Genomic DNA, 21,280 nt, shown 5'->3' with positions numbered 1-21,280 from the left:
CGGCTCCCTTCGACCGTCATGAGGTACCCCGATCGTGCAGTCGCCCCCGGACCGCGCCGATGCGTCCCACGCCGCGCGGCTCGCCAGCCACGCCACCGTCTCCACCACCCTCGCCCTGCTCAGCGACCGGCGACTCGGCCGCCTGGTCGAGAACGCGGAGCCGGTCGGCGCCGGAATCGGCGGCGCGGCGCTGTCGATGGAGGTCGAAGGGGTACGGGTCTTCGTCAAACGGATCCCCCTCACCGACCTGGAACTGCGGCCGGAGAACGTACGGTCGACCGCGAACCTGTTCCACCTCCCGACCGCCTGCCAGTACGGCATCGGCGGCCCCGGCTTCGGAGCGTGGCGGGAACTGGCCGCGAACGTCATGACCACCAACTGGGTGCTCAGCGGGCGCAACGGCAGCTTCCCGCTGATGTACCACTGGCGGGTCCTGCCCGGCGCGGTACCGACGCCGGAGGAGCACACCGACGTGGAGGGCGCCGTCGCGTACTGGGACGACTCACCGGCCGTACGAGAACGGCTCAGGGCGGTCGCCCGCTCCTGCGCCACCGTCGTCCTGTTCCTGGAACACATCCCCCTGACCCTGGACGAGTGGCTGACCCGGCAGGTCGGCGACGGTGCCGACGCGATCGACTCGGCGTGCCAACTGGTCGAACAGAGCCTGACCGGCGATGTCGCCTTCATGAACACCAACGGGCTGCTGCACTTCGACGCGCACTTCCGCAACGTCCTCACCGACGGGCGGCGGCTCTACTTCGCCGACCTCGGCCTGGCCACCTCGCCCCGGTTCGACCTCTCCCCCACCGAGCACGACTTCCTCCGGGCGAACTCCAGCCACGACCTCTGCTACACGATCACCGCGCTGGTCAACTGGCTGGTGTTCCGGATCGTCGGCGCCGCCACCCCGGCACCGTTCGGCGCGGCGGAACGCAACGAGCTGATCCGCCGGTACGCCAAGGGCGAGCAGCCCACACAACTGCCACCAGCGGCAACGGCGATCGTCAGACGGCACGCCCCGATCGCCGCCGTACTGAACGACTTCTACTGGACCCTGCACGGGGAGAGCCGCACCGCGCCGTACCCGTACGAGGAGGTCGAACGGGTACGCGCCGAGACCGGGTTCGAGTCGAGCGGGCTTCCCATCCGGGCGACATAGGGTGGCACGGTGAGATCGGTGAGCCAGCGGCCGATCCTGGCCCGGGCGTTCGGCGAGCCCGCCGGCAAAGGCCAGTTGGACCGACCTGCCCACGTGGTACGTGGTCGCCGCCCGCGACACCGTCGACGGCCCGGACGGGGCGCCCGTGTTCGTCCACGAGTCGATCCACCCCGAGGCGCAGCGCGCCATGGCTCGCCGCAGCGCATCGGTCACGGTCGAGTTGGACGCCTCGCACTCGGTCGCCGGCTCCCAGCCGGCCGGGGTTCAGGCAGGGAGCCAGCGGATCCGTCCGTGGGAAAGCGGTCCTCAGGGTGGATCTCGTGGGCGGTGGCATCCCGGTCCGCTCACTGCGGGCCGGCGAAGCCGCCCTTCGGAGCGATCAGTTCCAGGTTGGTTCCGTCCGGGTCGTTGAAGTACGCGACCTCGGTGCCGACCGCGTCCGGCGGCGTCACCTCGTCGGCGGCGAAGGTGTACGGCTCGCCGAGGAACCCGTACCCGGCGTCACGCATCCGCTCGTAGACCGATCGGAGGTCGTCGACCTGGAAGCAGAGGTGCATGGACCCGGGCCGGTTGGCGGCGGGCTGACTCCGCTCACCTACCGGGTCCTCGAACTGGATCAGGTCGATGCCAAGATTGCGCAGGTGGAAGGTGGCGTACCGCAGTTTCGAGCGGGACAGTCCCTGCGAGTGCGCGAACCCCGCCCCGTGCATGTTCTCGTCGTTGACCGCCGGGTCCGTCCCGGTCAACGCCCGGTAGAAGGCGACCGAGCGATCGAGGTCGGAAACGGCGATTCCGACGTGCGCGGCGGTATCAAGGCCGAACGTCGCATCCGCTGTGGTTGACATCGTGATTTCCCTTCGACAGGCCCCGGCTTCCATCCACCGGGTCGCGGTCGCGCCACCTCGTCTCGTGGCGGGGCCGACCCCATCGCAGTGCCCACTGGCGGCGAAGCTAACCCCTCCTCTGCGGTGAGGAGGGGCCCCTTATACATCCGAATCCGATAACAGGGGGCCCTTCCTTCAACTGCCGCGGCGGATGCGGCCGGCGTAGCGGGCTTCGAGGGCGTGGTTGTGGTCGTCGCCGGCCGGGATGTTCGCCGACAGGTACACCGGCGGTGTCTGACCGGCGTCGACCAGCCGGCGGACCACCTCGACCACGATCTGCTGGGCGAGCAGCGCCGCCGTGATCGAGGAGACCGCGCCGACGGCTCCCCCGCCGGGCAACGGCAGGGTGGCGTCGCCGTACGGGGCGCCGTTGTCGAGCACCACGTCGGCCAGGTCGGCGAGCTTGCGCCCGGACGGGTGACGGGACGGAACCTGACCCGAGTGCTCCCGGGAGGTGATCGCGATCAGGGGGTGACCGTGCTCCTTGACCAGGGTCGCGAACTCGACCATCGCCCCGTTCACCCCGGAGTTGGAGGCGAGCACGAAGACGTCCGACGGGCTGACCGGGACGAGTTCGTAGAGGCGGTGCGCCACCGCCGGGTCACGTTCCAGCATCGGACCGAGCACGCTCGCCGGGGCGCCACCGTGCAGCACCACGTCCCGCAGAGAGATCCGGTTCGTCGGCACCAGTCCACCGGCCCGCCCGGCGATCTCCATCGCGAGCGCCTCCGAGTGCCCGGTGCCGAAGGCGTGGATCACCCCGTCGTCGGTGAGCGCGGCGGCGATCAGGTCAGCCGCCCGGCGTACGCCTTCGCTCTGTTCCGCCGCCACCCGCGCCATCGTCTCGGTCACCACGGCCAGGTAGTTCTCCGCGCTCAGGGTCATGCCCGCCCTCCTCGTCCACGTTCGAGCGGCCGGTCGCGCCCCACTTCGGTGCGGCTCACTCGTACGGCTGCTTCGGCGCCTCGACCTGACGCCACGACTCCACGTCGAGGTACGGGATCTCCGCGTCGTTCACCGGGTCCCTGCCGAGCTTGTCGGAGTAGCGGCCGACGACCTCGACCCAGGTGTCCGGGGCGAGCCCGGTCGGCGCCGCACCGGCCAGACCCAGCTTGATCGGCCGGCCGTCGGCGGCGCAGCAGGAGAGGATCATTCGCGCCAGGATCGGTTCGCCGTTGGCTCCGGTGGCGACGAAGCCGGTGAGCTGGACCCGCCGGTCGCCGAGGGAGACGCCCTTGTCGAAGATGGCCCGGGAGGCGTAGTCGAGGACCGGAAGTTTCACCGGGTCGCCGTCGGGCAGCGGCGGGTAGTCCGAGAACGGCTGGCTGCCGAGCGCGGTGCCGGCCTGGTCCGCCGCGTACGAGCCGAGTGCCGGCGGTGCGACCAGCAGCAGGCCGAGCACCGGCAGGATGAGCAGCCAGCCGACCCGGGGCTCATGGTGGCCCTTGCCGCCGTGGTCGTGCCCGTGGTCGTCGCCGTGGTCGTGCCCTTGGTCATGCCCGTCCGGCTCGCCCCGGTTGGCGCGTGCGGCCGGGCGCAGGTCGTGCAGCAGGGTCATCACCGCGGCGACGATCAGCAGGAGCGCGGACGCGATCAGGAACGGCCGCAGCCCCTCCTTGACGTACCGCAGGTACATCTCGGTGAAGCTGGCCCTGAGCACCGCCCCGCCGAGCAGCAGCAACACGACCGCCTGAGCCTGTCGGTTCATGACCGCACCACCGCCTGTCGGTTCATCAGAAGACCACCGCTCCCACTCCGACCGCCACCAGGATGGCGAGCGCGAACGTCGCCGGGGCGAACCGGAACGCGAACCGGCGCCCGAACACTCCGGCCTGCATCGAAATCAGTTTGAGGTCGACCATCGGCCCGACGACCAGGAACGCCAACCGGGCGGTGAGCGAGAACTGGGAGAGCGACGCGGCCACGAACGCGTCCGCCTCCGAACAGATCGACAGGAGTACGGCGAGCACCGCCAACGCCAGGACCGACAGGATCGGGTTGTCGGCGAGGGTCTGCAACCAGCGCTCCGGCACCAGCACGTTGATGCAGGCTGCGGCCATGGCGCCGAGGACCAGGAAGCCACCGGCGTGCACCACGTCGTGCCGTACGGCCGACCAGAACGCCCGGCTCTTCGACAGTCCGTCGAGGTCGGGGCGGTGTGGCAGCCGGATCCAGTCGGCCCGGCCGAGCCGCAGCCAGAGCCAACCCATCACCATCGCCACGATCAGGCTGGCGACGCCCCGGCCGACCACCATCTCCGGGTTGGCCGGAAACGCGACCGCGGTGGCGGTGAGCACGATCGGGTTGATCGCCGGGGCGGCGAGCAGGAACGCCAGCGCGGCGGCGGGGGTGACACCCCGGCGGATCAGTGATCCGGCGATCGGCACCGCCCCGCACTCGCAGCCCGGCAGGATGACGCCGGCGCAGCTCGCCACCGGTACGGCCAGCGCCGGATGTTTCGGCAACGCCTTCGCCCAGAAGGAACGGGGTACGAAGACCGCGATCACCGCGCTGAGGACGACCCCGAAAACGAGGAACGGGACCGCCTGCACCATCACGGAGACGAAGACCGTGGTCCAGGTCTGCAACCGGGGGCTGGAGATCGCGTTGGCGACCGGTCCCCGGAAGACGACGAGCAGGACGAGGAGCGCGGCGAGCACCTCGACCGAGCCGATCCGGTCGCCGAAGAGACGACGCCGGCCGGGGCCGTCGCCGGCCGGATCTGTGGGGTGACTGTCAGTGGTGTCGGCGGCGGGCGGGATCGTCCAGTCGATCCCGTCGCCCGGCCTGGCGCGACGCTCGGTCGCTCGGTCGGGGGCGGTCACGGCGGTCTCGGCTCTCCTCGCTCGGCCTGGTTGCGGGGGCAGCTCACCTTAACCCGATCCCCGGTGTCCACCACCACACTCGATCGATCGGACCCTGTGCCTCGCCAGTGGTCGGTGCTAGCGTCGCCGAAACAACTTCACATCCGACAGGGGAGCGCACAGCGCTGAGAGTGCGGGATGACATCCGCAGACCCTCGAACCTGATCTGGGTAATGCCAGCGCAGGGAGTTCGGTCATGCTCCGGCCGCGCCGGAGTCCGGCGAGCCGCCGGGCCGAGGCGTGCGACTTCTCCTGGTTCATTTCGAGGACTGGGAGGCACCACCATGCAGGGCTCGACCCCCAACCGCTGGCGGACACTCGACATCGTCATCGCGTCCACGCTCAGCGTGGCGTTCGGTGTCATCTTCTGGGCCTGGGGCCTGCTCTGGAACGGTCCGGCCGACGCGATCCCGCTACCCGGGCGGGCATTCCTGTACGGCGTGTGGCTGGTCCCGGCCGTACTCGGCGCGCTGGTCATCCGCAAGCCCGGCGCGGCCCTCTACACCCTCACCCTGGCCGCGCTGGTCTCGGTCGCGCTCGGCACCAGTTGGGGCTGGACCCTGGTGATCCAGGGACCGGTCGAGGCGCTGGCAGCGGAACTGGCCTTCGCCGCGTTCGCCTACCGCACCTACCGCCTCCCCGTGGCGCTGCTCGCCGGTGCCCTGGCCGGGCTCGCCGCCGCCCTCTACGACGTCTTCGTCTGGTACCCGGACACCGCCTGGGACAGCTTCCGCCTTCCCTACCTGGCCATCACCACCGTCAGTTCCCTGGTCGTAGCCGGGCTCGGCAGCGTCGCCCTCACCCGGGCGCTGGCCCAGACCGGGGTGCTGGACCGCTTCCCCGCCGGCCGCGAACGCGCCACCGTCTGAGCACTCCACACGTGAGCAGAGTCGAGTTACGCGGGTTCGGCTGGCGGCACGCCGGGCGGAAACGCTGGGCGGTACGCGGACTGGACCTGCGGATCGAGGCCGGGGAGCGGGTGCTGCTGCTCGGGCCCTCCGGGGCGGGCAAGAGCACCCTGCTCGCCGCGCTCGCCGGGCTGCTCGCCGAAGACTCCGGTGAGCAACAGGGACGCATCGAGGTCGACGGGGTCGATCCGCGTACCGCCCGGGACCGCGTCGGCATCCTCTTCCAGGACCCGGAGAGCCAGCTCGTCATGGCACGGGCCGGCGACGACGTCGCGTTCGGGCTGGAGAACCGGGGGGTGCCGGCCGGCGAGATCTGGCCCCGGGTGGAGCAGGCCCTGCACCGGGTCGGTTTCCCCTACGGTCGGGACCGCTCCACCGCCGCCCTCTCCGGGGGCGAGCAGCAACGCCTGGCGCTGGCCGGCGTACTCGCGCTCCGCCCCGGTCTGCTCCTGCTCGACGAACCCACCGCCAACCTCGACCCGGCCGGGGCGGTCCTGATCCGGGACGCCATCGGCGCGGCGGTCGGCCGGGACACCACCCTGATCCTGGTCGAACACCGGGTCGCCGAGGCGTTGCCGCTGGTCGACCGGGTGGTGGTGCTGGAACCGGGCGGCGGTGTCCGGGCCGACGGCAGTCCCGCCGACGTCTTCGCCGCCCACGGCGACACGCTCGCCGAGGCCGGGGTCTGGGTGCCGGGCCGGTCGGTGCCCGCCCGAGGGTCGACCACCGCCGCTGGCGACGTGCTGCTCACCGCCGACCGGCTCGGCCTGCCACCCCGGCTGGCCCCGACCGATCTGACCGTACGGGCGGGTGAGGCGGTCGCCGTACTCGGGCCGAACGGGGCCGGCAAGACCACGATGGCACTGCACCTCGGCGGGCTGCTCAAGCCCGGCACCGGTCGACTGACCGCGAGCGCCGCCCTGGCCGGCCCGGACGCCGGCACCCCCGCGCACCGCTGGCGGGCCAGCGCGCTCACCCGCCGGATCGGCTCGGTCTTCCAGGACCCGGAACACCAGTTCCTCAGTCGCACGGTCTACGACGAACTGGCGCTCGGCCCGCGCCGGACCGGCCAGCCGGAGACCGCCGTACGAGCCACGGTGGAGGAGCTGCTGACCCGGCTCCGGTTGGACCTGCTCGCCGGCGCGAACCCGTACACCCTCTCCGGTGGTGAGGCCCGGCGGCTGAGCGTGGCGACCGCCCTGGCCACCGCACCCCGACTGCTCGTACTCGACGAACCGACCTTCGGCCAGGACCGGCGTACCTGGGTCGAGCTGGTCGACCTCCTCGCCGACCTGCGCGACGAGGGACACGGCGTCGTCACCGTCACCCACGACAGCGACTTCGTCGACGCGCTCGCCGACCGGACGGTGACGCTCACCGCCACCCGGGAGAGCAGCCCGGTCGCCGCCGGACCCGAGGAGCGCCGGAGGTGATCGTCACGGGTCCCGTCGGTACGCCGACCGCGCCGCTGGCCCGCCGCAACCCGGTCGCCAAGCTCGTCGCCGCGCTGATCTTCTCGTTCGCCCTGGTCGCCACGATCGACCCGGTCGCACCGGCGGTCGCGATCGTGATCGAACTCGCCGCGCTGCCGCTGTTCGGGATCGGCTACACCACCCTGGCCCGGCGGATCTGGCCGTTGCTGGTCAGCGCCCTCGGGGTGCTGGTCACCATGGTCCTCTTCGCCGCCGACCGGGGCGGTACGGTGCTGCTCGACGCCGGCCCGCTCACCGTCACCACCGGGGTGCTCCACACCGCACTGGGGTTGGCCCTGCGCCTGCTCGCGGTGGCCCTTCCGGGTCTGCTGGTCTTCGCCACCACCGATCCGACCGACCTCGCCGACGCGCTGATCCAGAACGTCAAGGCGTCCCCCCGGTTCGCGCTCGGCGCACTCGCCGCGTTCCGGATGCTGCCGCTGCTCGCCGCCGAGTGGCAACTGCTCGGCATGGCCCGGCGGGCCCGGGGCGTGGACGCCGGGCGCAACCCGGTGGCCCGGCTGCGACTCTTCGCCGCCACCGCGTTCGCCCTGCTCGTCGGGGCGATCCGCCGTGGCACCCGCCTCGCCACCGCGATGGACGCTCGGGGTTTCGACGGTGGTACGCCGCGTACGGTCGCCCGCCGTCAACGGTTCACGTCTGCCGATGCCGCGCTCGTCGCGGGCGCCGCCGTACTCGCCGGGGTGGCGTTGGGGGTGAGTGTCCTGCTGGGTACGTTCCAACCTCTGCTCGGTTGAGCCCAGCCACCGGAAGGATCCCGATGAACGTCGTCCTGTGGGCGGAAGCCGCCCCGGGCACCGTCGCCCTGTGGTTGCGCCCCTGGTCCGACGACGATCTCGAAACGCTGGTCGAGACCTACCGCGACCCGGCGCTACGCCGGTGGACCCGGTCCCCGGTGACGAACGAGCAGGACGCGGCGCGTTGGCTGGAGATCCGGCACGAGGGCTGGCGGAACGGGGACTACCTCAGCTTCGCCGTCCTGACCGAGGGGCAGGACGGGCGGCTGGTGGCGAACGTCGTACTCAAGTTGCGCGACGCGTCACGGCGAATCGGCGAGGTCGGTTACTGGACGGCCGCGTACGCCCGGGGTCAGGGTGTCGCGCCCCGCGCGCTCGAAGTGCTGACCTCCTGGGCTTTCGACACGTTCGGCGCCGACGGGCTAGAACGCCTGGAGCTGCTGCACCAGATCGACAACCCGGCGTCGTGTCGGGTCGCGGAGAAGAGCCGGTACGCCTACGAGCGGACCCTGCCCGCCCGGCCGCCCTTCCCGAACGACGGTCACCTGCACGTCCGGCGTCCCGGCTGACCGCCTCCGGTCGCCGGTGGGCAGCGGTCACCGTCGCTCGGCGGTGACCTTGGTGGCGGTGACCGTACCGGCGGAGTTGGGTCCGGCGACGGTGACCGTGTCGCCCGGTTTGAGGTCGGCGAGCGATCCGGCGCTGGCCACCGCCACGGTGGTGTCGGGGCTGGTCCGGACCGTGATCAGGGTGCCGTCGGCGGTCTGGAGGTAGACCGTGCTGCCGTCCACCAGCTTCACCGTGCCGGTGGTGGCCGGTGCCGCCCCGGCCTCGGCGCCGGGGGCCGCACCACTACCGCTGCCCCTGTCGGCACCGCTGCCGGTGCCGTCGGGGCGGTTGGCGGGGCCGCCGCCGGGGAAGCCGGCGAAACCGCCCGCGCCGCGCTGGCCACCCCGACCGATCGCGGCGGCCGGACCGCCGCCGGGCGGATCGCCGTACGACTTCTGCACCTGCACCCCGCCAACGAAGCCGCCGATCAGCAGCACCACCGCGCCGAGGTAGAGCGTCGCCCGGTTCCACCACCGGCGTCCCGCGACCGCCGCCAGTTCACCGGCCAGGTCACCGTGGTCGTCCACGGTCCGAGCTGCTCCTGTCATGCCTGCATCCCCGAGGTCATTCGTAACGGAGGGCGTCGATCGGGCGGAGGCCGGCGGCGCGGCTCGCCGGTACGCTGCCGAAGAAGAGTCCGATCGCGACGGAGACGCCGAGCGCCAGCGCGATCGAGCTGGGCACCACGACCGGCTTGACGCCGACGATGGTGAAGTGGCTGCCGATCAGGGCCGCTGCCACCCCCAGTCCTCCGCCGACCACGCTGAGCATGGTCGCCTCGGCGAGGAACTGGGTGAGGATCACCCGGCGTGGTGCCCCGAGCGCCTTGCGGATGCCGATCTCGCGGGTCCGTTCGGTCACCGTGACCAGCATGATGTTGGTGATTCCGATCCCGCCGACCAGCAGGCTGATGCCGGCCACCGCGCCGAGCAGGACGGTGAAGGTGTCCGCCGTCTCGGTCTGCGTCTGGAGCAGTTGGGCGGCGTTCTGGATCCGGTACGGCGCGCTCTGTCCCGCCGCACCGCCGACCGCCGCACCGCCGACCGCCGCACCGCCGACCGCGCCCCGACCGGTCCCGCCCCGGTTCGCCGCGTTACCAGCGGCTGGGCTGACCCGGAGACGCTGGTCGAGGATCGTGGCGACCTGGGCCTCGGCCTCGTCCACCCGATCCGCTCCCGTCGCCTCGACGATCACCGAGTTGACCGGCCCGTACCCGGTCAGCGTCTGCTGGACCGAGGTCAACGGCGCCACGGCCACGTCGTTGGCGTCCTGGAAGCCGGTACCGGAGCTCTTCTCCGCGAGCACACCCAGCACGGTGTAGAGGGCCCCGCCGACGGTCACCTGCGCGCCGAGCGGATCCGTACCGGGGAAGAGTTCGGTCGCCAGGGTCTGACCGATCAGCACCACCCGTCGGCCCTGCGCCACGTCCTCGTCGCTGAACGCGGAACCGGCCGCCAACGGCGTGTTCGACGCGCCCAGGTAACTCGGGTAGGTGCCGACGAACTGCGGCACCTGGTGATCGGCACCTTCGTAGGTGATGGTCGCCGAGGCGCTCACCACGGGCGAGACCGAGCGGACGTCCGGTGCCAGCACCGGGTCCTTCAGCGCCAACGCGATCGGTACGGTGATCGCGTTGGCGCTGCCGCCGCGCGCGGTGCTCTGCACGGTGAGCGTGTTGCTGCCCAGCGCGGCGATCCGGTCGGTGATCTGCTTCGCCGACCCGTTGCCGACCGCGACCAGCAGGATCACCGCGCCGACCCCGATCAGGACGCCGAGCATGGTCAACGCCGAGCGGAGCTTGTTGACGGTGATCCCGCGTACGGCGAACCGTAGGACCTCGAAGAAGCTCACCGGGCCCGCTCCAGTCGCGCGGTCGGCCACTCGCCCCGGTCGGTGCCGTCCTGACGCTGGTCACTGGCGATCTCGCCGTCGAAGAGGCGGACCAGCCGCTTGGCCCGGTCACCCACCTCCGACTCATGGGTGATCATGACAATGGTCCGGCCGGCGGCGTTCAGTCGATCGAAGATCGCCAGTACGTCCTCGGTCGACCTGCTGTCCAGGTTGCCGGTGGGCTCGTCGGCCAGGATCAGCGCCGGTTCGGTCACCAGAGCCCGCGCCACGGCGACCCGCTGCTGCTGGCCACCGGAGAGCTGGTTCGGTTCGTGTCCGGCCCGGTCCGCCAGCCCGACCAGGTCGAGCGCGGCCAGCGCCCGACGCCGCCGCTGCGCCGCCTTCACCCCGGCGTACGCCAACGGCAGTTCCACGTTCGCCACCGCGCTGGTCCGCGCGATCAGGTTGAACGCCTGGAAGACGAAGCCGATCCGGCGGTTGCGGACCAGGGCCAACTGCCGGTCGTCGAGTCGGCTGACGTCCACCCCGTCGAGCAGGTACTGCCCGGTCGTGGGGACGTCCAGGCAGCCCAGGATGTTCATCAGGGTCGACTTGCCGGAACCGGAGGAACCCATGATCGCCAGGTAGTCGCCGGACGCGACGGCGAGCGACACCCCGCGCAGCGCGTGCACGGTCGCCTCGCCCTCGCCGTACCGCTTGGTCAGCCGGCGTACGTCGAGCACCGGCCGGTCTGACGCGGTCACCGGCCACCTCCGGCCGCGCCGCCCCTCCGGGGGAACCCGCCGCCGCCGGTGAAGCCACCGCCGCCGGTCAGGCCGCCGCCCGGCCGGCCGCCACCGGTGGCCCCGCCGGGCGTGGAGAGACGGAGTACGACCAGTTCACCGGCCTGGAGCCCGGAGGTGATCTGCACCCCCTGGTCGCCGGTGAGGCCGACCTCGACCGGACGGACCACCGACTGGCCTCCCTCCGACACGGTCACCGTGTGCCGGTTGCCGACGGTGGTGAGCGCGGCCGGGTTGACGTAGATCGCGTCCTGCACCTGGCCGACCGTCACCGACGCCTGCACGGTCTGGCCGGGGCGGGCCCCCGGGGGCAGCTTGTCCACACTGAACACCACCCCGTACGTGACCACGTTGTTGCTGCTGCTGGCACTCGGGTCGATCGAGGTGAGCTTGCCGGTGGCGGTGGCGCCAGGCAGGGCGTTCCAGGCGACCGTGACCGGCTGGCCGACCTTGAGCCTGGTGGCGTCGGCCTCGGCGACCGAGGCGGAGACCTCCAGCCGGCTCAGGTCGGCGAGCTGGACGAACCCGGTCGACGAGCCGGCGTTCGAGCCGCCGCCCTGCTGTCCGCCGCCCTGCTGTCCACCGGCCTGCTGTCCACCGGCCACGGAACCGCCGGACGAGGCGCCCGACGCACCGGTGGAAGAGCCACCGCTGGCGCCGCCGACACTGCCGTTGACCGCCACCACGGTTCCGGCCATCGGCGCCTTCAGCACCGTGCCGTCCACCCCGTCCTGCGCCGCGTCGACAGCGAGCTGGGCGTTGGTGACCTGGGTCTGGGCATCGGTCGTGTCGGCGCCGGCGGCCTCGGCCCGGTCCCGGGCCGCCTCGGCCGCGTCCAGGTTCGCCCGCGCCGCGGTGAGCTGCCGGTTCGCCGAGGTCGGGTCCACCTTCGCCAACACCGCGTCCTTGGTCACCAGGTCGCCGACCTTGACCTTGATCTCGCTGACCGTGCCGGCGGTGCCGAAGGTCGCACTCGCGGTAGCCGCACTGCGCAGCGTGCCGGCGGCGGAGACGGTCGCGGTGACCGTGCCCTGCCCGACCGGAACGGTGCGGGTCGTGTCACCGGCCGCGGCCGAACTCGACTCGGGCCTGACGAACGAGGTGTAGGCCCAGAGGCCGCCACCGATGATCACCAACCCGAGTACGGCGTTGACGAGCACCGACGGTCGGCGCGGGAAGACCAGACGTCGCACCGGCATGCGCGCCAGCCTGAACGGTCAAACTCAGTGCAGCCCCGGGGTCAGCTCGGAGCAACCTGGGAACCGGGACCGGCGGCGACGGAGTCGGAATCCTCCATGATGGAGGGCAGCAGAACCCGGAAGGTCGCCCCCTGCCCCACCTCGGTGAAGAGGGCCACCTGGCCGCCGTGCCCCTGCACGATCGCCGCGACGATCGCCAGCCCCAGCCCGGAGCCGACTCCCTGGCTGCGGGTACGACTCGGGTCCACCCGGTAGAGCCGCTCGAAGATCCGGCCGGCGTGCTCCGGCGCGATCCCCCCGCCGGTGTCGGCGACCTCCAGCACCGCCACCTCACCGGTGGCCGGGCCGCTCGTACCGGGCCCGGGTGGGAGAGGTCGGGTCGACCGGCCGACCCGGACCGTGATCTCGGCCTCCGGCGGGGTGTGCTGCAACGCGTTCGCGACCAGGTTCGTCGCCACCTGACGCAGTTGGTGCTCGTCGCCGAGGACGGTGACCGGCTCCAGGTCCGCCCCGGCCGGGCCGAGCGGCACCAACCGGACCGGCCGGTCGGGGCGGCGGGCGTACGCGTCCCGGATCGTGTCGGCGGCGATCGCCAGCAGATCCACCGGGGCCCGGCTCATCGGCCGGCGCAGGTCCAGCCGGGCCAGGTGCAGCAGGTCCTCGACGAGCAGCCCCATCCGGGCCGCCTCGCTCTCGATCCGGCTCATCGTCTCGTCCAGCGCCGGACCGGGCGGGGCACCACCGCGTCGGTACAGCTCGGCGAAGCCGCGGATCGAGGTGAGCGGCGTACGCAGCTCGTGCGAGGCGTCCGCGACGAACTGCCGCAGCCGCTGCTCCGAGGCGGTACGGGCGGCCATCTCGGCACCGATCCGGTCGAGCATGACGTTCAGGGCGATCCCCAACCGGCCGGGCTCGGTGTGCGGGTCGGCGTCCTCCACCCGACGGGCCAGATTCCCGGCCGTGATCTCGGCCGAGAGCCGCTCCATCCGGGTCAGCGGGCGTAGACCGATCCGCACCACCAGGGCCGCGACCAGGCCGAGCACCAGCAGTACGAGCAGCATCACCGACCCGTCGATCAGCAGCAACCCGTCGGCGGTGGCGTCGACGTCGCGCAGCGACAACGCCACCACGGCCAGCCCGCCGTTCACGGTGGGGGCGACCAGCACCCGCCACCCGCTGCCGTCGTCGATCGCGTCGACGGTGAACGGCTCACCGGCGTCGGCCCGCTGCGCCAGCGCGGCGAAGCCGGCCAGCCGGGGCGGGGAGAGTTCCTCGTTGGAGAGGACCGCGATCAGCACGGTCTGGTCCGGGTGGTAGATCACCACCGCCTGCCCTGGCCCGGTCGGCAGCGGGCGGCCCGCCCGCCCCGGAGCGGACCCGTGCTCCGGCAGGAGCCCCGCCATGTACGGGCGGATCGAGCGGTTCAACTGCTCGTCCACCCGATCGGTGAGGTACGAGCGGAGCAGCACCAGTCCGGCCGCGTTCGCCACGATCAGGGCGATACCGGTCAGTACGGCGATCACCACCACCAGCCGCGCCCGCAGCGTCCAGTGGCTCCAGCGGCGTACCCGCGACAGTCGACGCCACCAACGTCCGACCGGCGGCGGCACCGTCCAGACCGGCGTGCCGGTCACTCGCCGGCCGCCCGGGGCAACCGGAGCGCGTAGCCGACACCCCGTACCGTCTGGATCAGCGGCGGGTCCGAGCGGTCGATCTTCTTGCGCAGGTAGTAGACGTACGACTCGACGATCCGGCCGTCGCCACCGAAGTCGTAACTCCAGACCCGGTCCAGGATCTGCGCCTTGCTCACCACCCGACCGGCGTTCACCATCAGGTAGCGCAGCAGGTTGAACTCGGTCGGCGACAGGTCCACCAACCGGCCGGCGCGGCGTACCTCGTGCGCGTCCTCGTTCAGCTCCAGGTCGGCGTAGCTGAGCACACCCGGCTCCGGTTCGACCCGGCTACGCCGCAGGATGGCCCGGATCCGCAGCACCACCTCCTCCAGGCTGAACGGCTTGCTCACGTAGTCGTCCGCGCCGACGGTCAGCCCGGAGATGCGGTCCTCCACGGCGTCCCGGGCGGTGAGGAAGAGCACGGGTACGCCCCGGCCGTTGCCGGTCGCCCGCAACTGCCGCGCCACCTGGAAGCCGTCCAGGTCCGGCATCATCACGTCGAGTACCACGAGATCGGGCTCGAACTCGGCCGCGGCGGCGAGTGCCTCATGTCCCCCGTACGCGATCCGCACCTCGAAGTCGATCAACCGTAGGGTGGCCGAGAGCAACGCACAGATGTTCGGCTCGTCGTCCACCACCAGCACCCTGGTCGACCGTCGGGCCTGCTCTCCTGCCGGTTGGCGCACCGCCGGACCCCCTCCCCCTCGAACGTCGGCTCATCTTTAGCCGAGCCCGCTGGGAGGGACCTGGGAATCAGATCGCGTTCCGCTGGGGATTCACCAGTTGAGGACCACTTCGTCGCTCTCGGCGAGGCCGGTGGTGATCTCGACGTACTGGTCACCCCGTACGCCGATGGTCACCTGGCGGGGCTCGGTGCCGCCGGCCGGGGTCCGGACCAGGACCTCCCCGCCGGACGGGCCGGTGGTGGCGCCGTCGGCGGCGGGCGGGGCGGCCTCCGGATGGACCGCCGTCGCCGGGGCCCGCAGCACACCGGTCACCGACTCGACCGTGACCCGTACGTTCGCGGTCTGCCCGACCAGCGCGTCGGCGGGCACCTGGTCGAAGCTGAGCAGCGCGCCGTAGCGGACGAGTGGCCCGTCGACGGTGCCGACCGGGTCGACCTGGGTCACCTTGGCCGGCAACTGCTCACCTGGCCGGTCGGCGAGGATGACGGTCGCGGCCAGGCCGACCGCGAGTCGCCCGGCGTCCGCTTCGGGAAAACTCGCCGCCACCTCCATGCCGCCGACGTCGCCCAGGGTGATGAAGGTGCCGCCGTTCACCGCGCTACCGACGCCACCGGCCACGGAGAGGATCCGGCCGGCGATCGGTGCGGTGATCGTCGCGCCGGCCAGCACCTCCTCGGCATCTGCCAGGTTCAGCTCGGCGCTGGTCACCTGTTGCTGTGCCCGGAGTACGGGGTCCGGGCCGCCCGCCGAACCGGAGCCACCCCCGCCGGGGCAGTTCCGGTCCGTACCGCCGCTCTGGCCCGGCCCACCGGAACCGGTCGGCGGGGCCGACGCACCGGGACCGGACGCCCCCGGTGACCGGGACTGCCCGGCCGACGTCGACGGGGCCGACGGTGTCGGCGTGCCGGACTGCGGCGGTGTCCCCGCTGGGGCGGACGGGCTCGGCGTGCGGGAACCGCCCGGTGTCGGCGTACCGGAACCTGGCGCGACGGCCGTGCCGGGACCTGGCGCGACGGCCGTGCCGGCACCCGTGCCGCCGGTAGCGGTTCCGCCGCCACCTCCGCCCGCCGTGCCACCGGGCTGGGCTCCGCCGCCCGGGGCGCAGCCGTCGTCGGGGACCGCTGACTGCCGCTGCTGCGCGGTGTCGAGCGCGGACCGGGCTTCGGTGAGCGCGTCCCGGGCGGAGTCGACCCGCTGCTGGGCATCGGCGGGATCGAGTCTGGCCAGGAGCGCACCGGCGCTGACCTGGTCACCCGCGCGTACCTTGACCTCGGTGACGGTGCCGCGACCGGCAAAGCCGAGAGCCCGGGTCTGCGCCGGTCGGAGGTTGCCGATGGTGGCGATGGCGAGGGTGACGTCGCCACGATCCACCCGGGCGGTCGCCGCCGGGCGGGATGGAACGGCTGCGTTGCCGGTCAACGCGTACGCCGCCACCGAGCCGGACAGCACGAGTACGACGGCGACGCCACCGGACAACCACCACACCCGCCGGCCGCGCACCGACGCACCCAGGCCGATCCCCATGACCGGCGAGTGTGCTCACCCCGGCTCGCAATTGGCTCGGCCAGACCTCGGAATTTCCTGAAAGTCCCGGCCGGGAACGTCACCGGCGGTGGGGCGCCGCGATTCCCAGCCGGTGTCGAGCTGGATCCGATCTGGCGCCGAGGTGCGGACGGTTGCCTGTGCGAGCGCCTCCGGGATCCGCTCACCCTCCCGGTTCCCGAGGCGCCGACCCGAGGGAGGTTTCGGTGGCGGTGTGGAGCTGGCGGACGCGCTGGACGTCGACCGTGGCGGTGGGATCAGCGGCCCTGATTCTCCTGGCCGCCTGCGGCGGCGGCAACGCCAGCGGTCAGGATGCGGCTACACCGGCGGCTGGTGGTCGAACCGGCGCCATGGCCGCGTACGTCGACTGCCTGAAACAACAGGGAATCGACGTACCTGACACCCCGCCCACCGGTCGACCATCTGCCCGGCCCCGGCCCGACGGCTCCGGTCGACCGTCGAGCTGGCCGTCCGGACGGCCGTCCCGTTTCCCCTCCGGGCGGCCGTCCGGTCAGCCGTCGCCGGGTGCGTCCGGCTGGCCGGGCGGCAATCGGGGGCTCGGCGGCGGCTTCGCCGCCCTACGTCCGTCCGGTGTGGACGATGCGACCTGGCAGAAGGCGCAGCAGGCGTGCGTGTCCACGCTGCCCAGCGCCGGACCGGGCCGACGTGGCGGCACGGGCCAGCCGGGCGGCCGACCGGACCCGGGCTCCGCGTACGCCAACTGCCTCAACGACCACGGCGTGCCGCCGGCACCCGTCCTGAACACCGCCGACCCGAAGATCAGTGCGGCGGTGGAGGCGTGCAAGGTGCTCAGCCCGGCTCCGTCCCCCGCCGCGGGCTGAGCCCGCGTCCGGCCCGTCGCCGACAGCCGGTCCCGGTCAGGACATCAGCGACGGCGGCACCGGTACGCCCAGGTGTTGCAGAAGGCGGCCGAGCTTGTGGTCGAGGTCGACGCCGACCGTGGTGATCTCCGGACGGCCGTACGAGCCGAGGGTGTGGCTCGGCTGGTCGATCGTCATGGTCGTGCCGCCCGCGCCCTGCACGATCGCGAGATGCAGTGGGACGTACGCCAGCACCGTGGGGTCGTGGCGAAACATCCGCTCCGCGATGACGTGGTCGCCCATCAGGTACTCGACGCCCCGTGCGGTGTCGCCGGCGAGACCCATCAGTGGCTGCACGTCGAGACTCCAGAAAATGAAGAAGGCGTACGGCGCCTGCTGGCGAGCCATCTCGACCACCTCGGACCAGTCCGCCCTCCGTTCCACCATGGCGGCGATGCTGGCGGTGTCCAGGGCCGGCACGGCCGCCTCGTACCGTCGACGGAAGTCGTCGAACGGGGCGTCGACCGGGATGGTGAGCCGTCGCGCCTGGTAGTCGGTTTGCTGGGCCTGTTGGGCGACCATGCGCACCCCCCTCGATCTCCGCCCTGGGTGACAGCGCGCCGGGCGTGGCGGGCTCCACCTCGGCACGGTACGCCGAACCCGTGGGGATTGGCCCGGAACGTCGGTTCTGAGGGGGGTCGGCGGCGCATACTGACCCGGACAGTGATCAACGGGTCCGAGGAAAAGCGATGACCGGTTACGGCTCGGACATGGGTTACGGCTCGGACATGATCGAGACGAGCTACGTACAGGGACCCCGGACACGTTTCGCGTACCGCCGGTTCGGGCCCGCCGGGGGCGTACCCCTCGTGCTGACCGCTCGTTTCCGGGGCACCATGGACCACTGGGACCCCGCGTTCCTCCAGATCCTCGCGCTCGAACGCGAGGTGATCATCTTTGACAACGCGGGGGTCAGTCTCTCCTCTGGCGAGACCGCCAGCAGCATCCACGGGATCGCACTGACCACGATCGAGTTCGTCGAGGCGCTCGCACTGCCGCAGCTCGACCTGCTCGGCTGGTCCATGGGCGGATACGTCGCCCAGGATGTCGCCCTGACCCGGCCGGACCTGGTCCGGCGGCTGGTGGTGGCGGCGAGCGGGCCCGGTGGCGTACCGCAGACGCCGCCCCGCCCCGAACGGGTGCCGTCGGTGATGCGCAAACCCGAACTGGACGACGAGGACCTGCTCTATCTCTTCTTCCCCGAGAATCCCCGGGGGCGGGCGGCCGGATCGGCGTCGTTACGCCGGATGAACCTACGGCTCGACGGAAGCCGGGCGGCCGTCGGACCGGAGAGTGTCGCCGCCCAGATCGTCGCGATCACCAACTGGAACGCGGGCGAGAACTCGGCGTGGGCACGACTCGACCAACTGACCATGCCGGTGCTCGTCGCCAACGGCGCACACGACATCGTGGTCCACGCCTACCAGTCGTACGCCATGTCGCAGCGGCTACCGAACGCCCGGGTCCTGCTCTACAGCGACGCCGGCCACGGCTTCCTCTTCCAGCACCCACAGGAGTTCGGCGAAGAGGTGCTGTCGTTCCTCGCCGCCGACGCACCGATCGGGATCAGCGACGTACGCGACTGAGCCGGGCCGAATCACACCGAGAGTCACCTTTCACGGCGGACGGTCACCACATCGATCGACCACACATTGTCGAAGCCGCATGTTCGCATCGCTGCCGTGACCAAGACACCTGCCGTTCCCCGGGCCTCGCGAAATTGGCGCCACACACTGCCCGAAACGGAGTCACCCATGGGTCACGATCACTCTCATCACGGCCACGACCACGGCCACACTCACGAGCACGGCCACGACCACGACCACGAGCTGTCGCCGGCGCTCGACATGGCCGTACCGGACGCGGAACTCTCGCCGTCGGACCTGTCCCGGCGTGGTTTCCTGCGCAACGCCGGCCTGCTCGGTGCCGGTGCCGCCGCCGCGTCCGTGCTCGCCACCCCGGAACTGGCGCACGCGCACGGCTCGGAATCGCACGACGACCGGGACCGCACCGGTGGCTTCCAGTGGCTCGCCGGTGACCACCACATCCACACCCAGTACAGCTCGGACGCGCAGTACCGGGTGATCGACCAGGCGCGGCACGCGCAGGCGTACGGTCTGGACTGGATGGTCATCACCGACCACGGCAGCGTGGCCCACGCCAAGATCGGCGTCGACAAGGTCAACCCGGACATCGTCGCGGCCCGCGCACAGCTCAAGGACCTGCTGATCTTCCAGGGCATGGAGTGGAACATCCCCGCCGCCGAGCACGGCACCGTCTTCGTCCACCCCGGACGCAACGAGGTCGCCGTACTCAAGGAGTTCGAGAACGGCTTCGACGGCTCGGTCACCGGCACCTCCGGCCCGGGTGCGGCGAACGAGGCGCTCGCCATCGCGGGCGTCAAGTTCCTCGCCGAGGCGGTACGCAAGCGCCGCGTCGACGGTGCCCTCTTCCTCGCCAACCACCCGGCCCGCCGGGGCGTCGACTCGCCGCACGAGATCCGGGCCTGGCGCGACGCCGACCCGACCGTGGCGATCGGCATGGAGGGCGCCCCCGGCCACCAGGCCGCCGGCATCCCCGGCGGAACCGGCCGAGGCCGCGGCTACTACGAGAGCAGCCCGGGCGCCGAGTCGTTCCCCGGCTACCCGCTGGAGAGCTACCGCACCTGGGGCGGCTTCGACTGGATGACCTCCACCGTCGGTGGACTCTGGGACAGCCTGCTCGCCGAGGGCAAGCCGTGGTGGATCAGCGCCAACTCCGACTCGCACGTCAACTACCTGGACACCTCCCAGCGGGGTCCGAACAGCAACTTCGACGTCGACGGCAAGCACGCCGACCCGGTACGCGGGCCGCTGCTCACCGCCGCCGGGGACTACTGGCCGGGCTTCTACAGCCGTACCCACGTCGGCGCCAGCAGCGACAGCTACCGCGCCGTCATGGACGGCCTGCGCGCGGGCAGGGTCTGGGTCGACCACGGCGGGCTGATCCGTGGCCTCGACGTACGGGCCCGGGTCGCCGGCGACCGGCACCGCGACTCCGGCACCCCGCTCGGCGGCGTGCTGCGGGTCCGCCGGGGCGAGCAGGTCGAGGTGACCATCGACATCGACCTCGCCACCGGTCCGAACTGGTCGCAGTTCGTGCCCAAGCTCGCCCGGGTCGACGTCATCGCCGGTGCCGTCACCGGACCGGTACGCGACGGCGACACCTTCACCGCCCCTCGTACGCGGGTGGTCAAGTCGTTCGAGGTGAGCGCCAAGAACAACGGCCGGGTGTCGTTCAGCTACCACTTCGGCCGGGTGAACGAGCCGTTCTACCTGCGGCTGCGGGGCACCGACGGCAACCGGAGCGCCACCGGCCTGATGGGCGCCCCGGTCGACCCGCACGGCCCGGCGATGGACGTCGTCGGCGACGCCGACCCGTGGGCCGACCTCTGGTTCTACGCCAACCCGATCTGGGTGCTGCCGAAGTGACGCACCTGAGCGTCAGCCTCGGACATCGGGGCATCAGCCTCGGACACCGCGACGACCTCGATGCGGAGCAGTGGCTGCGCGACGTCGTGCTGCCGCTCAGCCTGCCGGACCTGACCGCCTGTACGCACCTCATGCGGGAGCCGTACCCGCACGTGGCGTTGAGTTTCGCCGGCACGGGACTGGACTCGGCGGCGTTGCCACCGGTGCCGCCCGAGCTGCGGGACGCGGCCACGGCCGCTGCGGCCGAGCACGCCACCCGCCGCTCCGGGCGGGCGGTCTACTTCGCCGGGGTCGAACGGCTCGTGGGCACGATCACGGTCAGCGAACTGCTGGACTGGAGTGCGATCGACCAGGTTGCCGTACTCGGCGGCGCGCCGGCGCAGCCGGAGACCCGGATCCACACCCGGGACTTCGTACGTCCCCAGTGGCGCAACGGTCAACTGGTGCTGACCACGCAGCCGGCCCGGGGCGGCATCCTCGTTCCCTTCGAGATGCCCGACCCCACCCCCTGCTGCGCCGACCACTGAAGGAAGGGCCCCTTC

21 protein-coding genes and 1 riboswitch are annotated in these 21,280 nt (G+C 72.0%); of the genes, 9 read left to right on the top strand and 12 right to left on the bottom strand.

The annotated features are described in order from the left end of the window. Positions 1-34: 34 nt before the first annotated feature. Positions 35-1,159, top strand: a complete 1,125-nt coding sequence (locus ACIBF5_RS26190; RefSeq protein WP_396815526.1) for a serine/threonine protein phosphatase — start codon at positions 35-37, stop codon at positions 1,157-1,159. 344 nt (positions 1,160-1,503) lie between these two features. Here the strand turns inward: ACIBF5_RS26190 and ACIBF5_RS26185 are convergent, their stop codons facing one another. The 4 genes from ACIBF5_RS26185 to ACIBF5_RS26170 all read right to left on the bottom strand — a co-directional run bounded on the left by ACIBF5_RS26185 (position 1,504) and on the right by ACIBF5_RS26170 (position 4,817). Beyond that, positions 1,504-2,004 (bottom strand): VOC family protein, encoded by a 501-nt coding sequence (locus tag ACIBF5_RS26185; RefSeq protein WP_396815525.1) that lies wholly within the window; start codon positions 2,002-2,004, stop codon positions 1,504-1,506. A 174-nt stretch (positions 2,005-2,178) separates the two neighbouring features. After that, entirely contained in the window at positions 2,179-2,928 is a 750-nt protein-coding gene (locus ACIBF5_RS26180) for a sugar isomerase domain-containing protein (RefSeq protein WP_396815524.1), read from the bottom strand. Positions 2,929-2,983: 55 nt separating this feature from the next. Then, positions 2,984-3,751, bottom strand: a complete 768-nt coding sequence (locus tag ACIBF5_RS26175; protein ID WP_396815523.1) for a TIGR03943 family putative permease subunit — start codon at positions 3,749-3,751, stop codon at positions 2,984-2,986. A gap of 25 nt (positions 3,752-3,776) precedes the next feature. Continuing rightward, the gene (locus ACIBF5_RS26170) at positions 3,777-4,817 is read right to left on the bottom strand and encodes a permease (RefSeq protein WP_396815599.1); all 1,041 of its coding nucleotides are present in this window, start codon (positions 4,815-4,817) and stop codon (positions 3,777-3,779) included. Between the two features lie 189 nt (positions 4,818-5,006). Continuing rightward, a riboswitch (TPP riboswitch) is annotated at positions 5,007-5,113 on the top strand. Positions 5,114-5,191: 78 nt separating this feature from the next. Between ACIBF5_RS26170 and ACIBF5_RS26165 the strand changes: the two genes are divergently transcribed. The 4 genes from ACIBF5_RS26165 to ACIBF5_RS26150 are packed head-to-tail and all read left to right on the top strand — an operon-like array spanning position 5,192 to position 8,614. Further along, positions 5,192-5,776 (top strand): ECF transporter S component, encoded by a 585-nt coding sequence (locus tag ACIBF5_RS26165; protein ID WP_396815522.1) that lies wholly within the window; start codon positions 5,192-5,194, stop codon positions 5,774-5,776. 11 nt (positions 5,777-5,787) lie between these two features. Then, complete coding sequence (locus tag ACIBF5_RS26160; protein WP_396815521.1) at positions 5,788-7,248, top strand: ABC transporter ATP-binding protein; 1,461 nt, start codon at positions 5,788-5,790, stop codon at positions 7,246-7,248. Continuing rightward, positions 7,245-8,045 carry an energy-coupling factor transporter transmembrane component T family protein gene (locus tag ACIBF5_RS26155; RefSeq protein WP_396815520.1) on the top strand — a complete coding sequence of 267 codons (801 nt, stop codon included), beginning with the start codon at positions 7,245-7,247 and terminating at the stop codon, positions 8,043-8,045. Before ACIBF5_RS26160 ends, ACIBF5_RS26155 begins: the two co-directional genes overlap by 4 nt. A 23-nt stretch (positions 8,046-8,068) precedes the next feature. Then, on the top strand, positions 8,069-8,614 hold the full coding sequence (locus tag ACIBF5_RS26150; protein ID WP_396815519.1) for a GNAT family N-acetyltransferase: 546 nt from the start codon (positions 8,069-8,071) through the stop codon (positions 8,612-8,614). Between the two features lie 27 nt (positions 8,615-8,641). Here ACIBF5_RS26150 and ACIBF5_RS26145 read toward each other — a convergent pair whose 3' ends face one another. From ACIBF5_RS26145 to ACIBF5_RS26115, 7 genes are all read right to left on the bottom strand, one after another. Next, positions 8,642-9,202 carry a hypothetical protein gene (locus ACIBF5_RS26145; RefSeq protein ID WP_396815518.1) on the bottom strand — a complete coding sequence of 187 codons (561 nt, stop codon included), beginning with the start codon at positions 9,200-9,202 and terminating at the stop codon, positions 8,642-8,644. A 16-nt stretch (positions 9,203-9,218) separates the two neighbouring features. Beyond that, complete coding sequence (locus ACIBF5_RS26140) at positions 9,219-10,505, bottom strand: ABC transporter permease (RefSeq protein ID WP_396815517.1); 1,287 nt, start codon at positions 10,503-10,505, stop codon at positions 9,219-9,221. Beyond that, the gene (locus ACIBF5_RS26135; protein WP_396815516.1) at positions 10,502-11,248 is read right to left on the bottom strand and encodes an ABC transporter ATP-binding protein; all 747 of its coding nucleotides are present in this window, start codon (positions 11,246-11,248) and stop codon (positions 10,502-10,504) included. Before ACIBF5_RS26135 ends, ACIBF5_RS26140 begins: the two co-directional genes overlap by 4 nt. Further along, on the bottom strand, positions 11,245-12,486 hold the full coding sequence (locus tag ACIBF5_RS26130) for an efflux RND transporter periplasmic adaptor subunit (RefSeq protein WP_396815515.1): 1,242 nt from the start codon (positions 12,484-12,486) through the stop codon (positions 11,245-11,247). The genes ACIBF5_RS26135 and ACIBF5_RS26130 overlap by 4 nt, the downstream gene beginning before the upstream one ends. A 41-nt stretch (positions 12,487-12,527) precedes the next feature. Further along, a complete protein-coding gene (locus ACIBF5_RS26125) occupies positions 12,528-14,063 on the bottom strand; it encodes a sensor histidine kinase (protein ID WP_396815598.1) in 1,536 nt (511 codons plus the stop codon). A gap of 53 nt (positions 14,064-14,116) precedes the next feature. Further along, on the bottom strand, positions 14,117-14,845 hold the full coding sequence (locus ACIBF5_RS26120; RefSeq protein ID WP_396815514.1) for a response regulator transcription factor: 729 nt from the start codon (positions 14,843-14,845) through the stop codon (positions 14,117-14,119). Positions 14,846-14,935: 90 nt separating this feature from the next. Beyond that, a complete protein-coding gene (locus tag ACIBF5_RS26115) occupies positions 14,936-16,369 on the bottom strand; it encodes an HlyD family efflux transporter periplasmic adaptor subunit (protein WP_396815513.1) in 1,434 nt (477 codons plus the stop codon). Between the two features lie 224 nt (positions 16,370-16,593). Here ACIBF5_RS26115 and ACIBF5_RS26110 point away from each other — a divergent pair, with 224 nt between their 5' ends. Further along, entirely contained in the window at positions 16,594-17,229 is a 636-nt protein-coding gene (locus ACIBF5_RS26110) for a hypothetical protein (RefSeq protein ID WP_396815512.1), read from the top strand. 36 nt (positions 17,230-17,265) lie between these two features. On the opposite strand, the gene ACIBF5_RS26105 is transcribed toward ACIBF5_RS26110, so the two are convergent. Next, the gene (locus ACIBF5_RS26105) at positions 17,266-17,790 is read right to left on the bottom strand and encodes a hypothetical protein (RefSeq protein WP_396815511.1); all 525 of its coding nucleotides are present in this window, start codon (positions 17,788-17,790) and stop codon (positions 17,266-17,268) included. A gap of 167 nt (positions 17,791-17,957) precedes the next feature. Here ACIBF5_RS26105 and ACIBF5_RS26100 point away from each other — a divergent pair, with 167 nt between their 5' ends. From ACIBF5_RS26100 to ACIBF5_RS26090, 3 genes are all read left to right on the top strand, one after another. Further along, positions 17,958-18,854: an alpha/beta fold hydrolase gene (locus ACIBF5_RS26100; protein WP_396815510.1), complete on the top strand. Its 897-nt coding sequence runs from the start codon at positions 17,958-17,960 to the stop codon at positions 18,852-18,854. 168 nt (positions 18,855-19,022) lie between these two features. Further along, a complete protein-coding gene (locus tag ACIBF5_RS26095) occupies positions 19,023-20,738 on the top strand; it encodes a PHP domain-containing protein (RefSeq protein WP_396815509.1) in 1,716 nt (571 codons plus the stop codon). Then, complete coding sequence (locus ACIBF5_RS26090) at positions 20,735-21,265, top strand: hypothetical protein (protein ID WP_396815508.1); 531 nt, start codon at positions 20,735-20,737, stop codon at positions 21,263-21,265. The genes ACIBF5_RS26095 and ACIBF5_RS26090 overlap by 4 nt, the downstream gene beginning before the upstream one ends. The last annotated feature ends 15 nt before the right edge of the window (positions 21,266-21,280 follow it).

The sequence above is a fragment of the Micromonospora sp. NPDC050417 genome (genome assembly GCF_044458865.1).
Lineage (GTDB): Bacteria > Actinomycetota > Actinomycetes > Mycobacteriales > Micromonosporaceae > Micromonospora_G.
Note: the sequence above shows the minus strand (reverse complement) of the source record. Positions and strands in the feature narration are given on the sequence as shown.

Excerpts from the sequence above, each read along its gene's own strand:
- ACIBF5_RS26105 (WP_396815511.1), bottom strand. The coding sequence starts at position 17,790 with ATGGTCGCCCAACAGGCCCAGCAAACCGACTACCAGGCGCGACGGCTC.
- ACIBF5_RS26165 (WP_396815522.1), top strand. The coding sequence starts at position 5,192 with ATGCAGGGCTCGACCCCCAACCGCTGGCGGACACTCGACATCGTCATC.
- ACIBF5_RS26185 (WP_396815525.1), bottom strand. The coding sequence starts at position 2,004 with ATGTCAACCACAGCGGATGCGACGTTCGGCCTTGATACCGCCGCGCAC.
- ACIBF5_RS26180 (WP_396815524.1), bottom strand. The coding sequence starts at position 2,928 with ATGACCCTGAGCGCGGAGAACTACCTGGCCGTGGTGACCGAGACGATG.
- ACIBF5_RS26095 (WP_396815509.1), top strand. The coding sequence starts at position 19,023 with ATGGGTCACGATCACTCTCATCACGGCCACGACCACGGCCACACTCAC.
- ACIBF5_RS26115 (WP_396815513.1), bottom strand. The coding sequence starts at position 16,369 with ATGGGGATCGGCCTGGGTGCGTCGGTGCGCGGCCGGCGGGTGTGGTGG.
- ACIBF5_RS26150 (WP_396815519.1), top strand. The coding sequence starts at position 8,069 with ATGAACGTCGTCCTGTGGGCGGAAGCCGCCCCGGGCACCGTCGCCCTG.
- ACIBF5_RS26145 (WP_396815518.1), bottom strand. The coding sequence starts at position 9,202 with ATGACAGGAGCAGCTCGGACCGTGGACGACCACGGTGACCTGGCCGGT.
- ACIBF5_RS26175 (WP_396815523.1), bottom strand. The coding sequence starts at position 3,751 with ATGAACCGACAGGCTCAGGCGGTCGTGTTGCTGCTGCTCGGCGGGGCG.
- ACIBF5_RS26100 (WP_396815510.1), top strand. The coding sequence starts at position 17,958 with ATGACCGGTTACGGCTCGGACATGGGTTACGGCTCGGACATGATCGAG.
- ACIBF5_RS26130 (WP_396815515.1), bottom strand. The coding sequence starts at position 12,486 with ATGCCGGTGCGACGTCTGGTCTTCCCGCGCCGACCGTCGGTGCTCGTC.